This window comes from Aeromonas sp. 1HA1 (genome assembly GCF_029237385.1).
Classification (GTDB): Bacteria; Pseudomonadota; Gammaproteobacteria; order Enterobacterales; family Aeromonadaceae; genus Aeromonas; species Aeromonas popoffii.
Genome location: NZ_JAACGC010000087.1, coordinates 1 through 15,089, shown reverse-complemented (window position 1 = coordinate 15,089; position 15,089 = coordinate 1). Strand labels below are relative to the sequence as shown.

Below are 15,089 nucleotides of genomic sequence, written 5' to 3'. Positions count from 1 at the left end.
CGCAAAGCGAGCATCAGACGGAAGCAAAAGATTGCAGGAATGAGCAGTGAATACCTGGAAAAGGTACTCAATGCTGGCCTCAACAAATTGGGTGAATTTTAACAATATGTTCACGCTCTCGCCCTGGGCAGTGAACCATGCCATAAATAACTGAGTCTCAAAAGCATCACCATGCCTTATCACCAGAATGTAGGCATGACCGGATGTTTAGCATTACCCGGATATGGGGATATTATCATTGCAATGATGATATATGCATTAGATTTTGAGTTGACATTTTCTTTTTAAATATATGTTTATTTATTTCACTGATAAGTACGTCTTTATTTACCGGTTTGGTAATGTAACCGTTCATACCGTGTGACATATAGTATTGTTTGGATTCTGGCATGGCATCAGCAGTTAACGCAATAATGGGAATGTTAGCCCAAGGTTTTGAGGATTGTCGTATCTGGGTGGTAGCCGCCAAGCCATCCATGATAGGCATCTGGACATCCATCAATACCAGATCAAACGTAGCTTGTGTCAATTTTGTTAATGCTTCTTCTCCTTGTATCGCCAGTGTGACCTGATGGCCGACAGAATCGAGCATGGCACCTATTACCTTGCGATTAGTGGCATTGTCATCCACTAGCAAAATACGATAGCTCTCCTGATTAACTGACTTGGAGGGTAAGCAAACAATGGAAGGTATGGTCGCTTGGGCAGGCCAGATATAGGTGAAGGTACTCCCAAATCCATCTTGACTCTCGACCGAGATATCGCCTCCCATTAAACGCGCGAGATTGCGGGATATTTCCAGGCCAAGGCCGGAACCACCATATTGACGGGTAATGGAAGCATCGGCTTGGGAGAAGCGTTGAAATAGGTTTTTTATCTGATCTTTGCTCAAGCCAATACCCGTATCCTGGATTGAAATCCTGATCGAATGGCAGTCTTTATCCAGTGGCCGACTATCTATGTTGATATTGACCTCACCCTGATGGGTAAATTTGATGGCGTTGCTCAGGAGATTGAACAGTATCTGACGTACCCTCAGGGGATCCATCATCAGCCATTCTGGTGTCTCAGGGGCCAACGTCAGGTTTAGTTTGATCCCCTTTTCGTCGCAGCTACTCTGCATCAGCACCCGGATATCTTCCAAAAGATGAGGTAAATGATGGGGTGCGAGGAGCAGTTCGATCCGGCCCTCTTCCAACTTGGAAATATCCAGGATGTCATTGAGCAGTCCCAGCAGGTGGTTGGCCGACTCCCGAGCAGTCTCCAGATAGTCTCGTTCCTTGGGGGCCATCTCTCTATCTGCCAGCAGTGAAAGCATGCCAAGGATGCCGTTCATGGGGGTGCGGATTTCGTGACTCATATTGGCCAGAAAACTACTTTTGGCCCGCTGACCGGCTTCTGCTTCACGGTTGGCCTGGAGTAGCTTCTCGTTAAGTTGCTGCATCAGTTTGTGGTGCAGATGGGATGTGTTCATTTGGCGCCATATGAGCAGGGCCAGCACAAACAGCAAGGCAAACTGCAAGGTAGCGATCAGTGTGGTTGTGATGATCTGCTCTCGCACTCCATCGCGCCGGATGACGTCGAATAAGGTCGCCTGCTGGTTGACCTCCAGTGTCAGTTGATGAAGCAGTGGGAGCAGTTGTTCCAGTTCTTGGTTTAACTGTTGATGCGCTGTCTGGTCCAGTTGTGTGACCTTATCTGGTCCAAGCCAGATATCGGCCAGAGCAATGTAACTGAGGATCGCCTTGCTGGCCTGTTGATATATCTGGGTCTCTTGCAACAGGCTGCGATCCTTACTCTCCAGTATCAGGTCCATGCGACTAACCATGATGTCGTACCTGAGCTGAAACTTAGCCTGTGAGTCATGCTGCAGTGAGTTTTGAAAGCGCAACGCCTCGTTGTAGAGCTGAAAATAGTTCCACATGACGTTGTCTTCACCTTGGGTGGTACTGCGATGAAGGTCCTGGAATTGCCGATACTGGATGGTGCCAATACCGGCAAAGGCCAGCAACAGGACGCAGAGCACCACGAACAGTGATCGCTGACTCGCAGCTATGGATCGCATGATATACCTCACTCCACCTTGATCTGGCTGATCTGCCAGATGGCCCGACCGTAGTAGAGCTTGTTGCGAAGCTCAGGATATTGATCAAAGGGATAGATGAGGAATAGTGGCCCTTTGTCGCGTACCGAGAGGGGTTTGCCATTGATGCTACGGGCCAGGATCACTTGGTATTGGCTGGCATCGCTGGCGGGTATCTGGACGGAATAGTCATTGAGGGCGGTGATGGTTAGCTGCTTGCCATTGGCGCCGACCTTGGCCAGTAGGTCACTGAGCCGCGGACCCCGGAAGGTTTTCTCCTCGTCGTACCAAGGGGTGTGGGTCTTGATTTCATATTCGGGCAGTTGATCCAGCATTGCACTATCCCACAAGGCCAATTGCTGGTAGTTGGGCTGAGTGATGCTCCCTTCTACTCTGAGCAGGGCATTGTCGGGGGAGGGGGTGGCCTGCACGACTCCGCAGAGGGTGGCCAGAAGCGGTGCGACATACAAAGTGAATTTCATATCTTCCTCCATCAATCCGTTCGAAGCTGATACTGGCAATGGTGAGCATCGGCAAGGGAGAGTAAGCAATATACGGGCCGATCTGTGAGAAACGCCAGTTTGCGGCCAGGCCGGGCAGGGAGGGAGGACATTGGCTCCAGTTTCATTGCACTTTGCAACAAAAGGTGGATTCATGTTGCAAATTAGTAACTAAAATAGGGGTGCGTGTCTCAAGTGGGGCTTTTTGTGGACGATAAATTGGGAGCTTATGGGGCTTATTGATCCGGCACAGCCTTTGCATTGCTTCAACTGTCGTGAAAGTGAGCTGTCTAGGTATAAACAAGGAGCTGAACATGGAAAGCATGACTTACACCCTCAATGACACCCAAGTCATCGCACTGGAGAATGAATTTGATGCGATGGCAGTCAGCGAATTACGGCCTTTGTTCGAGCGGTTATCAGAGTACTCTGGTGATGTACTAGCCGATCTTCGTGACGTCCATTTTATTGATTCATCGGGTATTGGGGCCCTGGTCTTCCTGTATAAAAGATTGCTTATGAAAGGTCATCGTCTGGAGCTTATTTGTGGCCCAGGTCAACCCCATGACTTATTGGAAATGTTACATATAGACAGAGTCATCCCGTGCCATGAGAGTATCAAAGTTTATATGCTCTCTTGCGGCATGATGGCGGCAACATCATGAAAAGGTGGTGTGCCTTGTGGATATGCTTGCTGATATCCGGCTGCGCCCAGTGGCCACCTGAAGGTTATGGGGGGCTTGCCGAGGTAAGGCCTACCCTATTGCCACGGAACGAGGATGAACGGCGGATCTGGTTACGTTATGATAAGCGTCAAAAGGAGCTAGATAAGCAGCTAGCCACATTGAAGCAAGCCAATCTGCGTGAGTGCATGCCCGCAGGGTTGAAACAGTTGCAATCTCAACGTGTTGACATCGTGCGGGATATGCATGGTCGACTCTGGTCAGAGGTTGCCTGGCGTCAGACGATGCTGGCACAATCGTTACAACAGGTACGTTTGCATCTTGAAGAGAGAGTCAGCGAAGGCTGTAGCACAGATTGGTCGGGGCTTCCCTTGCGTCAGTGGAGGCACACGTAACAAGCAAAAGGATGTTTATGAATCGGGGCGCTATCAAAGGATTGATTTGTTTTGTTTTCTTGTTGTTTGCCTGTCCGCTGCTGGCGACCACCTTGTTGGCTCCCGGGGATAGACTGGCGATAGTGCAGCCAGGGGAGGCTGCTTTTGACCAGCCTTTCCAGATAAACAAGCAAGGGGAAGTGAAACTCCCCGAGGTGGGCGTTGTAGTGGTGGGGGGGAAAACGCTCCAGCAGGCGGATGAGATTATCCGTACTGCCCTCAAGCCCATCTACAATAACCTCTCCCAATTAACAGTCACGCTATTGGAAAAGCGTCTGCTCATTAGTGTTATGGGGTATGTCAAAAAGCCAGGCAGCTATGATCTGGCACCCGATGGCAATGTACAGATGGCGCTCGATGCGGCTGGTGGTTTGGTGCCGGGTGCCCAGCTCAACAACATGCAGGTACGTCGTGGCGATACTGTCTCCAACTTCGACTACAAGCACTATCTCGATACCGGCGATGCCAGCTTGCTGCCCCCGCTGCAATCCCTCGATGTGGTGTTCGTGCCAGCCTCTCCTCTCATCGGCAACGTCCAGATTGATTTTGATGCTGCAACCCTGGCGGCAGGGGGGGATGGTGACACCGGCAAGGCTATCAAGGTCTTTGGCGAGGTGAACAGCCCGGGTGCGTTCAGCTTTAAAAGTGGCAACTCTATCGTCGATCTGCTGATGCGGGCCGGAGGGGTGACTCGTTTTGCAGGGGTGGAGCGGATCCGGGTGATCAATGGCGATGCCCCCGAGTTGTTCGATCTCAAAGCCTACCTGGACTCGGGTAACAATAAGTTGCTGCCCACTCTGGCCCCCGGGGCCACCATCTTCATCCCCAAGGATGAAGAGCAAATCAAGCGGGGGGCTCGCACCATCTACATCATGGGAGAGGTGTTCAAACCTGGCGCCTATGAGGGGCGGGAGGGGGACTCCTTCCTCGACATATTGGCCAACGCTGGCGGTCCGACCCGCTATGCCGAGAGTCGCCAAATCCGCTTACTGCGCACCGATGGGTCGGTCGAACCGATCGATCTGCAGGCTTACACCGAAGGTACGCAAAAGGCGCTGCCTCAAATCAAACCCGGCGACGCGATTTTTGTCCCGGAAAAGACCGATATTAACGAGAAGTCCTGGTTAAAAGTGGCACCCGGACGGGCGGTGATGGTGATGGGGGCGGTACGTATCCCGGGTCGTTATGAATGGTCTGATGAGATGTCTCTGCTTGATTTGATTGCCCATGCCGGTGGCCCCAATGAGCGCGCCGACATTGCCAAAGTACAGATCCTGAAGGCGGATGGGGGGATGGCAACTCCGACCCTCTTCGATCTCGACAAGTTTCTGCATCAGGGGGGCGCGCTCGCCAGCCTGCCAACGATCCATGCCGGCTTTACCATCATGATCCCCGAGCTGCCCACCGATCCCAGCGACAACAAATCTCAGTGGGTACGCCAGTCACCGGACAGTTCCATCTATATATTCGGCCAGGTTGGCGCTCCCGGTCGCTACGCATTCAACGATCAGATGGGCTTTATCGACATACTCTCCGCGGCCGATGGTCCTAGCGCCATGGCGGACTTGCGCAATGTACGCATCGCCCATCGCAATGGTAGTACGGCACGGGTGAGCAAGCTGGATCTGGCCCTTTACTTCGAGACCGGTGATGAAACCCTGCTGCCCAAGGTGCTGCCAGGTGACTCCATTTACTTGCCGGAGAAAAACCGCCCCTGGCTTGATGAACCCAAGGAGGACACCATCCGGGTGCTAGGGGCGGTTGCCCGACCCGGCCGCTATCGCTTCAATTCTTCCATGACCCTGTTGGATCTGCTGGCGGAGGCCGGTGGGCCAACCAGCTCTGCTTACATCAAGAAGATAGTGGTGATCAACATGGCTGTGAGCGGGCAGGGGGATCAGGCTCGTACCTTCGATCTGGACGGTTTTGCCAAGGAGCCTGATTTCAGCAAGCTACCGGTGCTGCGGGTAGGAGACACCGTCTTCATCCCAGATAGCAAGAGCAGTAACTGGGCCATCTTCATGGAGGGAATGCGGGACATTCTCACCACTATCTCGGTGGTCGCTCTGATGGGAACCCTGTGAGATGAGCATTCCAATCCAGTACCTTGAGCTGGAGTCGCTCTATGCCGCCACCCTGGGTCGTGGGATCCGCTCATTGGCGGTGACCTCGGCCGAAGGGGGGGAAGGGGTCAGCACCATTTGTGAGGCGCTGGCCCGGCGAGCAGAAGCGGACGGGCTCAACACACTGCTGGTGGATCTCAACCTGTATCACCCCGGTCGCCCTGCAACCCAGGCCTGGGGGCCCAATGATGTACCGGAGCCGCTGAGTCGGGGCCACTTCCTTGCGGTGCTGCCGGCACCCGGTAAGGATTTGATGGCTTTTCGCAACAAGGATACCCTGCGCCAACTGCTGGTTCGCTGGCTCGAACATTATGACGTGGTGCTCTTTGATACTTCCCCCCTCAATGCCCTCAACCGGGGCAATATCCCGGCAGATCAGGTCTGCGGGGCTTGCGAGGGCGCTGTGCTGGTTGTGTTGGCCGGGGTTACACCGACTGCCATGGTGCAAAGGGCCGTGGACAAGTTGACCCGGACCGAGGCCAACCTGATGGGTGCCGTGTTTAACGATCGCCTTAACCCCGGGCTTGCCAGCGAGATCTTGCGTGAGCTCAACCGGCTGCCGAACAACCGGCTGACCGAGTGGCTCAAGCGTTGGTGCCGGCGCAGCGCCCTGCTCAATTTCAGGATCTGAGGGAGTGCCTATGGAAGAGTGGTTGCGATCTGCCCCAGCTACCCTGCAGTCGGTGCGCGAACTGCGCGGCCGCTTGGCACAGGGGTTGGCGCTGTTTCAGGTCCCCTCCCAGGATCAGGCCAACTGGCTGCTCTGTTTCAGCGAGTTGGCCACCAATGTCGTGCGGTATGCAGAGCCGCCGGCTCACCACCTCTGGCTCACTTTGCAACAGGATGAATCTGGATTAAGTCTTCTGCTTGACGACGATGGTGGCCCCCAGCCTAACCTCGTTGCGACACAACTACCGGACGAACTGCAGGAGGGGGGGTACGGTCTGGCTCTGGTATACCGGCTGTTTGATGAGGTGAGCTTTAGCCACCAAGGCAATCGTAATCGCGTGATGTTGCGGGCCCGTGGCTGTGCCAGGCAGGAGCCCGTGGTGGCGGTGATCGACGACGACAAGGTGATGCGTACCTTGCTGACCGGGTATCTTCACGGTCAATATCGGGTCGAAAGCTATGCCGATCCTCTCGCAGCCCTGCAGGCGCTAGGGCGTCAGCCCCCGGCGCTGGTGCTCTCCGACATCGAGATGGAGGGTATCGACGGCTTTGGCCTGCGTCAGCAGTTGATGAAGGACCCCAAAATGCGCGGTGTGCCCTTTATCTTCCTGACCGGTCATCAGGATCAATGGACCCAGAGCAGGGCCGGCGCGCTCGGCATAGATGATTTTTTGACCAAGCCCATCACCAAGCAGGCACTGTTGCTGGCTGTCTCCCGGGTGTTGCAACGCTCGGTCCAGCTCAAGTCTCAGTGGGGGGATCAGCTGGATCAGCGGATGACCTCGGCCCTGCGTCCCTTGTTGCCTGCCAGTCGTATCCATGGTTATCAGCTGGCATTACAGACCCGAGCCGCTGCTGTGGGCGGGGGGGATTTTCTGCTGGTCAGGGAGCGGGTGCTCTGGCTTGGGGATGTGATGGGGCACGATGCTGAGGCCAAGTTCTTTGCCCACGCCTATGCTGGCTATTTGCGTGGTCTGCTGACGGCCCAAAGCGAGCAGTGCTCACCCGCCCGGCTGTTGACAACGCTCTCCACTGCCGTCCATAGCGATCCGTTGCTTGGGGCGACCCTGCTCACCACCCTCTGCATTGAACTCGGTGAAGAGGGATGGGTCCGCTGGGCCAGTGCGGGACACCCGGCGCCCTGGCTAATAGGAACGGATGAGATGCATCAGCTTGGCGTCACCGGGCCATTGCCCGGCCTGCGACCGGATCCCCATTTCGAAACCTGCGAGCACCGGCTTCTTCCGGGGGAACGTTTGTTGTTCTGGACCGACGGGTTGCTGGAGAGCCGCAATGCTGTCGAGCGCCAGCAGTGGGAGGCGCAGTTGCAGCAAATCTGCCTTAGCCACGAACCCAACCTGGATCGGTTGACTCAGCGTATCGCCAACTGGTTTGACGACAGAGCTGACAGTGCACCGGATGACATGACCCTGCTGCTGATTGCCTGTCCCTCCCCCTGATCCTGCTCTCTCCCAGCCAGGCTGGCCCGTTCTATGCAATAACCTGCTGGATGTGGCTTGGGGCCACAAAAGGAGAACATGTATGTTGCCAACACAGCAGGTTTGGCTTGCCATTGATGCCCGTCAGGTCGGCGGGATCGAGGTTCACATCACACACCTCGCCAGCGATCTGCTGGCAAGGGGACTGGGGGTCACCATAGTGCTGGTAGCCGACCACGGTATGACCCCTTTTATCGCGTTGCTCCGGCGGGCTGGGTTGCCATACAGGGTGTGCCGCAACAGCCGGGATTTCATGCGGCAGCTGGCTTGCCAGCCGGGATCCGTTCTGCTTCATACCCACGGTTACAAGGCCGGAGTGCTCGGTCGGCTCACCGCCTGGTGTAGCGGCAAGCAGGTTGTTTCTACTTTTCACAGTGGTGATGAAGGTGAGGGCTGGCTGAAGTTCTACAGTTGGCTGGATCGTCTCACCGCGCGTTTTGCGAAGTGTATTGCAGTCAGTGAGCCAATCGCTCGCAGATTGCCTGTGCCGAGTACGGTGATCAGCAACTTTGTGCCCATGCCGACGACTCCGGCATCGGTTGCAGGTAACCGGGTGGCGTTTGTCGGCCGCCTCTCCCCGGAAAAGGGACCAGAAGCGTTCTGTCAGTTGGCCGCCTTTTGCCCGGACGGGGAGTTTCATCTTTACGGGGATGGCCCCATGAAGAGCACCTTGTGGCAGCAGTATGGCGATCGCGTGCAGCTTCATGGCTTTCAAACCATGGCCAGTGAGTGGCATAACATAGACCTGCTCTGTATTACCTCCCGTTTTGAAGGATTGCCTTTGGTTGCCCTTGAGGCGATGGCCCATGGCATACCTGTCTGTACCTTTGCGGTGGGCGGCTTGGTTAACCTGATTGATCACAAATCAAATGGTTGGCTGGTAGAGCCTGGCCATGTTCGTGACATGGCGGGGCTGGTCAACTACTGGCTGCGCAGCGATGAGACGGCTCGTAGCAGAATGAGTCAGGCGGCTCGCAGAACAATTGCCAGGGGTTACAGCGTGAACCACAGAGTGACCGATATTCTGGCCGTCTACAGTGCCTGAAGAACGGGTGTTATACCCGGTAAAACGGGTGGTGTTGGCCATAATGCCAGTCAGTTAAGAGAATGTGAGTCTCAACCTGAGAGGGATAGGGCCAAAGAGTGAGGGAGGCATGATGCCTCCCTCTTTTTATTGGATACCCGTCAGGGCAAGGGTTTCAGCCAAATGGACTATTTCACCCTGGCGCGGCTCCTGTTATTCAACATTTCAAATACTCAGTCACAATAAGAGCCGCTAACAACACAGCTTAACCAAGTGCAGGCAGATAAGGGCACATGCCAGCGTCTGCCAAGCGAGATGGGTATCCAGCGTCGCTCGAAACGCAGACTGCGCTTGCCAAAACCGGCGAGCAACCATGAGTTCGCGCGATGATCCAGAGTGACGATCCCATCGCGTATTACTCATTGCTATCGATGCCTCGCCGGCAATGGGGGCCTTGATACCCCGTCGCCTCCGATAACCACAGCAACGGCGAACGTCATATCCCTTGTCTGCGGGTCGCGTGTCATGCCGACATCGTGGCCAGCTATGTGGGGCTTGGCATCGTTCGAAGCAGCACAGATTGGTTAGCGGCGCGACATGCTTACCTGGCGGGCATTATGGCTTTTGCCACTCGTTTTTATGTGATGGGGCATGGTTCCTTGCTATCGGCCGGCCCTGACACCGCTCGTTGCTCAAGGTGACATGAGCGCCTGCAATATGGATGGGTAGCGACATGACGGCGTTCAAGCCGTCGCCTCGTGCACGACCACGTCGGATGCCTCATAAAAAAGGCCATTGCAGTGGCAATGGCCTGAGGCTGTTGTTGAGGCGGGTGGCGGGATTAGCGCCCCTTCTTGCCAACCATGATGGCGATCGTCTTGCCGATGATATGCACATCCTGCACCAGCCAGCGCCAGGGATGGATCAGCGCGACCGAGTAGGCAAGGTCGAACGCGAGCTTGCTGCGCACATCATCCAGCGACTCATCATAGCCCTGATTGACCTGAGCCAAACCTGTGATGCCGGGAGCCACCCCATAGGTGCGTTCGATAAAGAAAGGCACTGCCTCTTCCAGCCGGTTAGCGATCCCGGGCCGCTCCGGACGGGGACCTATCAGAGACATGTCACCCTTGAGTACGTTGATAAACTGCGGCAGCTCATCGAGCCGGGTTTTGCGCAGAAAGTCACCGCTGCGGGTGATCCGGCTGTCCCCTTTGCCACACCAGACCGGCCCCGTGGCCGCTTCGGCGTCGGCGCGCATGGTGCGAAACTTGATCATGAAAAACAGTTCGGTATGGCTTTCGTGGCTGCGTCCGATCCGCAATTGGCGAAAGAACACCGGACCCGGGCTATCCAGCCGGATAGCCAGCATGATCAAGGGCCACAGCGGCAGCGTTAACAGCAGGCCGAGACTGGCACCCACCAGATCCATGATGCGTTTGATCACCAGTGTTGCTGTTGGAATTGGGTGTTTCATGCTGCTCTCTCCTGTGTGGTGGGGTGTACCAGCATCCGCAGGCCGTAGCGCAGGGTGCCGATGCCGTTGTACCAATGTCCGAGTACCAGATAGTGGATCTTGCGAAACAGAGTGGGCCAGCTGTACAGGGGGGTCAGATGGATTAACGTGACCAGCAGATACCCCAGCAGTTGCAGCACCAGCAGCGCCTGAAACAGCATGGATTGCGTTGCCAGCGGAATCGCACACAGCCACAGCAGTGTCAGGCACAGGGGCATCAGTACCCGTAGTCCCTTGCCGCTGGCAAAGTTGAATGCTACCCAGCCAAATCTGGGGTGCAGCAGAGGCAGCAGGCGTAGCAGCTGCTGTGTGTTGCCAGCACCGATACGCTTGCGCCGTTGGGCTTCCAGCAGGGCATCGGATACCTCGAGCTCCAGGGCTGAGCAGCGATTGTCATAGACCGCCTTGTATCCCTTGGCGATGGCCATCATCGGCAGCATGAAGTCATCGTTGATGGTATCTGCGGCCAGCGGGGTGAGGCACTCCCGACGCATCATGTAAAATGCCCCGTGGGCGCCCAGCATGCTGCCAAGGGCTGATTCGCACAGCTTGATCTGGCTCTGGTAGTGCCAGTAGCTCTCTTCCCCTTGGGAACCGGGCTGCCAGAAGCGATAAGCCTCGCCCACTACCCCGATCTCTGGGTCCTGAAAATGGGCGACCGCCAACAGCAGGCTGTCTATGGGGAGTAGGGCAGAGACATCGGTGAGGGCCACAAGATCGCTTTCAATATGGGTCATTGCCTCGTTGAGTACCGCCACCTTGCCGCGATTGCAGGGGTGGTCGAACAGACGGATGTGCAATTGCTGCAGTGCAGGATCGCCTAATTGGCAGAGGGCTATGGGGTAGCTCTCATCACTGCAGCCATCAAAATGCAGATGGATGGAGAGTTTGTTGGCCGGATAGTCGAGACTGGCAAGATTCTGCAACTTGGCCGCCAGGGTCGTCGCCTCGTTGTAGATGGGCATCACCAGGGTAATGGTCGGCAGCGCGGCGTCGCTGGCCTCGGCCTTGAAGCCACGTTTCACCGGGAGCGGGGGGGGGACCCGCCCACCTGCGCGCTTGCCAACATATTTCAGCAGCAGGGGGTAGCCGACATGGTGGTAGACCACCAAGGCTGCACATAGCCAGAACAGGATCATTATCCACACCATGTGATACTCCTTTGTCGAAGGTTACCGTCAGTTCAACGGACGTACAGCGCTTGATAGGCATGAGCCATCTGGCTCAAACTGCCTTGCTCGCAGACAAATGCTCTGGTGGCTGCGCGCAGGCCACAAGACTTGAGCAACCCTTGTGCCAGAAGTTGAGCCAGTCGGATGGGATCGCGCTCTTCTAGCAACTGGCCGCTCGCTGGACAGACGATATCTGCCGCCGCGCCCACCGCACTCATGACCACGGGGACGCCACAGGCCTGGGCCTCCAGCACGCACAGGGGCATCCCTTCTGCCAGCGAAGGGAGGCAGAAGAGATCCAGCCCCTGGTAGAAGCGGGGCATCTGCTCGACCAAACCGAGAAAGTGGACCCGATGGGCGATCCCCAGCTGTTGGCACTGCTGCTGCAATGCATTTTGCAAACTGCCCACCCCGGCCAGTGCAAGATGCACCTCATCGGGCAGTGTGGCCATGGCGTCCAGCAGCAGGGCGTGGCCCTTGACGGTTTCGAGACGAGCGGCGCAGCCGATGAGCCGGACGCCGAGCGGCAAGCCCAGGGTCTGGCGAGCCAGCTCGCTGGCGCCGGGCGTAAAACGCTGCTCATCGATGCCGTTAGGGATCACCAATGGGGTCAGCTTGCCGAGCCTTGCCTGCAACTGATTGGCGACCGGGATGGCGTCGGCCACCAGGATAGGCCGGAAGGCATGCAGCCCCAGGCCTGCGAGCCTGCGTTGACGAGGATCGTCCAGATACCAGGCGTCATGTTCGGTATGCACCAGGGTTGGCACCCGGGCCAGCCGGGTGGCGAGTCCGCCATAGAGCAGAGGGCCCAGATGATGGGTGTGTACTGCTGACGGGCGCAGCTTGCGCAGCAGACGGATGAGACGATAGAGGGTGGCGGGCGACCAGCCGGCTGGTTTGTCCAGGCAGTGGATCCCCTCGGCAAAGGGACGCAGGGCTGGCCAGGCTGCCAGCAGCGTGTCTTTTGTGCCCTCCAGTGAGATGATGTGCATGGGCTGGTGGCACTCGTTGGCCTGGCTGAGGTTGAGCACCATGGTTTCCAGTCCCCCGGGTTGCAGGTGCTGGACGATTTGCACGATGGCGGACTGTGAGGATACTGAAGGGGCTGGTGAAGTGAGCATTTGCATGGTGTTCTCCTGTCCTGAATGGAGCACGCCTTCGCCCCGTAGCGGTGACTATGCGAATCCTGTACCAACTCTGGTCGAGGGCGTATGAGAATTGTGCCCGCTTTCTATCTACTGGCACCGCCCTTGCATTTGATTGTATGCCTTAGCCGTCTTGTCGGGAGTGACATCATGCCAACCCAGTTTTACTACAACCTCTACATCATTCTCTTCGCCGCCTGGCGGCGCCGCTATCTGATCCTGATGCCCATCTTGATCATGCCGCTGGTGGGGGGGGCGATCGGTCTGATGACCCCAAAGATGTACGAGAGCCGCACCACCTTTATGGTGCCGCAGGACTCCAATCAGGCCTCGACCCTCAAGGACCTCCTCACCCAGGAGAGCCTTAAAGATCGCTTTGCTGTATTGGAAGCCATGCTGCGTAGCCGCTATGTGATGGACGGGGTAGCGCGGGATCGGGGGCTGGTGAATGACGACACGCCTCCCGCCAAGCGCGATGCCATCATGGATTGGCTCTCCACTTCGGTGTCTATCCAATTGATCGGAGACGAAGTGATCGAGCTAAAGGTCAAGGCTGACTCCGCCGCCAACAGTGCCGGCCTGCTCGAGGCCATCTCGCGCCGTTTCTTTTTCAACCTGCTCAACAAGGGACGTCAGTCAGCCGAGTCCTCCGAGCGTTTCCTGCAAAGCCAGCTCGACAGCCGTCGCACTGAGTTGCAGGGGGCCGAGCAGTCGCTGGCCGACTTCAAACGTGAGCACGCCAGCGCCCTGCCAGCGCAGCAAAATGCCAATGCTGCGCGGTTTTATGGCCTCAAGGATCGTTACGCCGAGAGCCAGCTCCAGCTGCAACAGGCCAAAGCCCAGGTTGAGCAGTTATCCCTTGGTCAGCAAGGGCCTATGGCTCGCAGCCTTGAGGAGAAACTGCAGCAGATGCAGACCGAACTGGCGCTGCTGCGGGTACGTTACAGCGACGAACACAGCCAGGTGCAGACGCTGCTCTACCAAATTGGCCAGTTACAGCAGGAGCTGACGCGGCTCAAGAGCAAGCCTGACGCAGCCATAGGGCCCGAGTGGGAACAGGCCAAGCGACAGCTGGCCGAGGCTGAGCAGAACGTCGCCGGTTTGCAGGCGCAACTCAACGAACTGACCGGGGTAGTGGATTCCCAAGGGGATACGGAGCGCCAGCTGGCGGAGCTGGAGCGCGACCTGGAGGTCAAGCGCACCCTCTATCAGGATCTGCTGCTGCGCTACGAGAAAGCCAAGGTGACCGGGGCGCTCGGCAGCTTCGAGCCTGGCGAACGGATCAAGGTCATCGACAAGCCGTTTGCGCCTGGCAAACCGAGCAACTACCCGCTTTGGTTGTTTCTGATCGCCGGTGTGGTGGGGGGGCTGGGGCTTGGCTGTGGTCTGGCCTTGCTGACCGAGCTGGCGGATACCAGCCTGCGTCGCGCCGATCAGTTGGCAAACCTTGTCAATGCGCCTGTGCTAAGCCGGATCCCTTATTGCGAGCCCGCGCAGGGCTATCCAGCCAGCAGTGCTGGTCAGGTACTGCCATTGGCATAGGAGCCGGGCTGATAGCCGCGAAGGTTGGCGCAATGCCAGCCATCCTGAACTTGCATATTCCTGTTAAGGCCTCTTGATGAGGCCTTTTTTATATCGCACAGATGACGGAGTAAAAGTCATGGCAAGCCCATAAAAGAGGATTGAGGCTGCATTTTCTATTTCCGTTTCTTGACGGTGGTTTTATCCAGTGATACAAGTGGAACCTGCGTAGGGCGTTGATAATACATTTATAAATCAGATGCTGGTTGGTAATGCAGTGATTTTAAAATGATTTATTGGTTGTGATGACGAGTGGTGGGGCGGAGTAAGATGGAAGGCGCTGCTAAAAAATTAATAGCGCCTTCCATCTAATTGCTTTTGACTGGTAGGAGGTTAATTTGGCAGGTTTAGTAATGGAAGTAGTTGCAAGTATAACTACTAGCGCGGCAGTAACTGGAGGGTTGATATTCTTCGCTAAGAGTTACTTGTCAGAAAAAATAAAAAACTCAATTAGCCATGAATATGCGCTTAAGCTCGACGCACATAAAAATGAATTGCAAAGAAACGCAAGCAAGGAACTCGAGCTACTCAAAGCCTGACTCTTATACACAAATATTGTGAACTGATTGGCACTTTTCCCGATTTCCAGGATCTGATCTCCTATGTGACTCCCGAACATGGTAACGATCATGCTAACTTTTGCTCTTCATCGTGCGGCCG

At 56.1% G+C, this 15,089-nt stretch carries 12 protein-coding genes; 7 read left to right on the top strand and 5 right to left on the bottom strand.

Annotated features, from left to right (window positions below; genetic code table 11):
- Window positions 1-235 precede the first annotated feature (235 nt).
- Window positions 236-2,065: an ATP-binding protein gene (locus GWQ22_RS19015; protein ID WP_275931288.1), complete on the bottom strand. Its 1,830-nt coding sequence runs from the start codon at window positions 2,063-2,065 to the stop codon at window positions 236-238.
- Window positions 2,066-2,073: 8 nt separating this feature from the next.
- Window positions 2,074-2,565, bottom strand: coding sequence for a molybdopterin-dependent oxidoreductase (locus GWQ22_RS19010; protein WP_042034131.1), 492 nt, complete (start codon window positions 2,563-2,565; stop codon window positions 2,074-2,076).
- Between the two features lie 332 nt (window positions 2,566-2,897).
- On the opposite strand from GWQ22_RS19010, the gene GWQ22_RS19005 reads away from it, so the two are divergent.
- The 5 genes from GWQ22_RS19005 to GWQ22_RS18985 all read left to right on the top strand — a co-directional run bounded on the left by GWQ22_RS19005 (window position 2,898) and on the right by GWQ22_RS18985 (window position 9,036).
- A complete protein-coding gene (locus GWQ22_RS19005) occupies window positions 2,898-3,248 on the top strand; it encodes an STAS domain-containing protein (protein WP_052449301.1) in 351 nt (116 codons plus the stop codon).
- A 430-nt stretch (window positions 3,249-3,678) separates the two neighbouring features.
- A complete protein-coding gene (locus GWQ22_RS19000) occupies window positions 3,679-5,784 on the top strand; it encodes an SLBB domain-containing protein (RefSeq protein ID WP_052449302.1) in 2,106 nt (701 codons plus the stop codon).
- A 1-nt stretch (window position 5,785) separates the two neighbouring features.
- Complete coding sequence (locus GWQ22_RS18995; RefSeq protein WP_275931287.1) at window positions 5,786-6,454, top strand: capsular biosynthesis protein; 669 nt, start codon at window positions 5,786-5,788, stop codon at window positions 6,452-6,454.
- A gap of 10 nt (window positions 6,455-6,464) precedes the next feature.
- Window positions 6,465-7,952 carry a SpoIIE family protein phosphatase gene (locus tag GWQ22_RS18990; RefSeq protein ID WP_275931286.1) on the top strand — a complete coding sequence of 496 codons (1,488 nt, stop codon included), beginning with the start codon at window positions 6,465-6,467 and terminating at the stop codon, window positions 7,950-7,952.
- Window positions 7,953-8,034: 82 nt separating this feature from the next.
- The gene (locus GWQ22_RS18985; RefSeq protein WP_275931285.1) at window positions 8,035-9,036 is read left to right on the top strand and encodes a glycosyltransferase family 4 protein; all 1,002 of its coding nucleotides are present in this window, start codon (window positions 8,035-8,037) and stop codon (window positions 9,034-9,036) included.
- An 820-nt stretch (window positions 9,037-9,856) separates the two neighbouring features.
- Here GWQ22_RS18985 and GWQ22_RS18980 read toward each other — a convergent pair.
- Genes GWQ22_RS18980 through GWQ22_RS18970 form a run of 3 tightly spaced genes read right to left on the bottom strand, consistent with a single transcriptional unit; the run spans window position 9,857 to window position 12,830 of the window.
- Window positions 9,857-10,492 (bottom strand): sugar transferase, encoded by a 636-nt coding sequence (locus GWQ22_RS18980; protein WP_275931284.1) that lies wholly within the window; start codon window positions 10,490-10,492, stop codon window positions 9,857-9,859.
- A complete protein-coding gene (locus tag GWQ22_RS18975) occupies window positions 10,489-11,682 on the bottom strand; it encodes a glycosyltransferase family 2 protein (protein WP_275931283.1) in 1,194 nt (397 codons plus the stop codon). Before GWQ22_RS18975 ends, GWQ22_RS18980 begins: the two co-directional genes overlap by 4 nt.
- 32 nt (window positions 11,683-11,714) lie before the next feature.
- On the bottom strand, window positions 11,715-12,830 hold the full coding sequence (locus GWQ22_RS18970; protein ID WP_275931282.1) for a glycosyltransferase: 1,116 nt from the start codon (window positions 12,828-12,830) through the stop codon (window positions 11,715-11,717).
- 168 nt (window positions 12,831-12,998) lie between these two features.
- Between GWQ22_RS18970 and GWQ22_RS18965 the strand changes: the two genes are divergently transcribed.
- Together GWQ22_RS18965 and GWQ22_RS18960 are read left to right on the top strand one after the other, a co-directional pair.
- Window positions 12,999-14,390: a GNVR domain-containing protein gene (locus tag GWQ22_RS18965; RefSeq protein ID WP_275931281.1), complete on the top strand. Its 1,392-nt coding sequence runs from the start codon at window positions 12,999-13,001 to the stop codon at window positions 14,388-14,390.
- A gap of 392 nt (window positions 14,391-14,782) precedes the next feature.
- Window positions 14,783-14,968: a hypothetical protein gene (locus GWQ22_RS18960; protein ID WP_275931280.1), complete on the top strand. Its 186-nt coding sequence runs from the start codon at window positions 14,783-14,785 to the stop codon at window positions 14,966-14,968.
- Window positions 14,969-15,089 lie beyond the last annotated feature (121 nt).

What these genes read in the sequence shown, in the direction of transcription:
- GWQ22_RS19015 (WP_275931288.1), bottom strand. Translation starts at nt 2,065, where the DNA reads ATGCGATCCATAGCTGCGAGTCAGCGATCACTGTTCGTGGTGCTCTGC.
- GWQ22_RS19010 (WP_042034131.1), bottom strand. Translation starts at nt 2,565, where the DNA reads ATGAAATTCACTTTGTATGTCGCACCGCTTCTGGCCACCCTCTGCGGA.
- GWQ22_RS19005 (WP_052449301.1), top strand. Translation starts at nt 2,898, where the DNA reads ATGGAAAGCATGACTTACACCCTCAATGACACCCAAGTCATCGCACTG.
- GWQ22_RS19000 (WP_052449302.1), top strand. Translation starts at nt 3,679, where the DNA reads ATGAATCGGGGCGCTATCAAAGGATTGATTTGTTTTGTTTTCTTGTTG.
- GWQ22_RS18995 (WP_275931287.1), top strand. Translation starts at nt 5,786, where the DNA reads ATGAGCATTCCAATCCAGTACCTTGAGCTGGAGTCGCTCTATGCCGCC.
- GWQ22_RS18990 (WP_275931286.1), top strand. Translation starts at nt 6,465, where the DNA reads ATGGAAGAGTGGTTGCGATCTGCCCCAGCTACCCTGCAGTCGGTGCGC.
- GWQ22_RS18985 (WP_275931285.1), top strand. Translation starts at nt 8,035, where the DNA reads ATGTTGCCAACACAGCAGGTTTGGCTTGCCATTGATGCCCGTCAGGTC.
- GWQ22_RS18980 (WP_275931284.1), bottom strand. Translation starts at nt 10,492, where the DNA reads ATGAAACACCCAATTCCAACAGCAACACTGGTGATCAAACGCATCATG.
- GWQ22_RS18975 (WP_275931283.1), bottom strand. Translation starts at nt 11,682, where the DNA reads ATGGTGTGGATAATGATCCTGTTCTGGCTATGTGCAGCCTTGGTGGTC.
- GWQ22_RS18970 (WP_275931282.1), bottom strand. Translation starts at nt 12,830, where the DNA reads ATGCAAATGCTCACTTCACCAGCCCCTTCAGTATCCTCACAGTCCGCC.
- GWQ22_RS18965 (WP_275931281.1), top strand. Translation starts at nt 12,999, where the DNA reads ATGCCAACCCAGTTTTACTACAACCTCTACATCATTCTCTTCGCCGCC.
- GWQ22_RS18960 (WP_275931280.1), top strand. Translation starts at nt 14,783, where the DNA reads ATGGAAGTAGTTGCAAGTATAACTACTAGCGCGGCAGTAACTGGAGGG.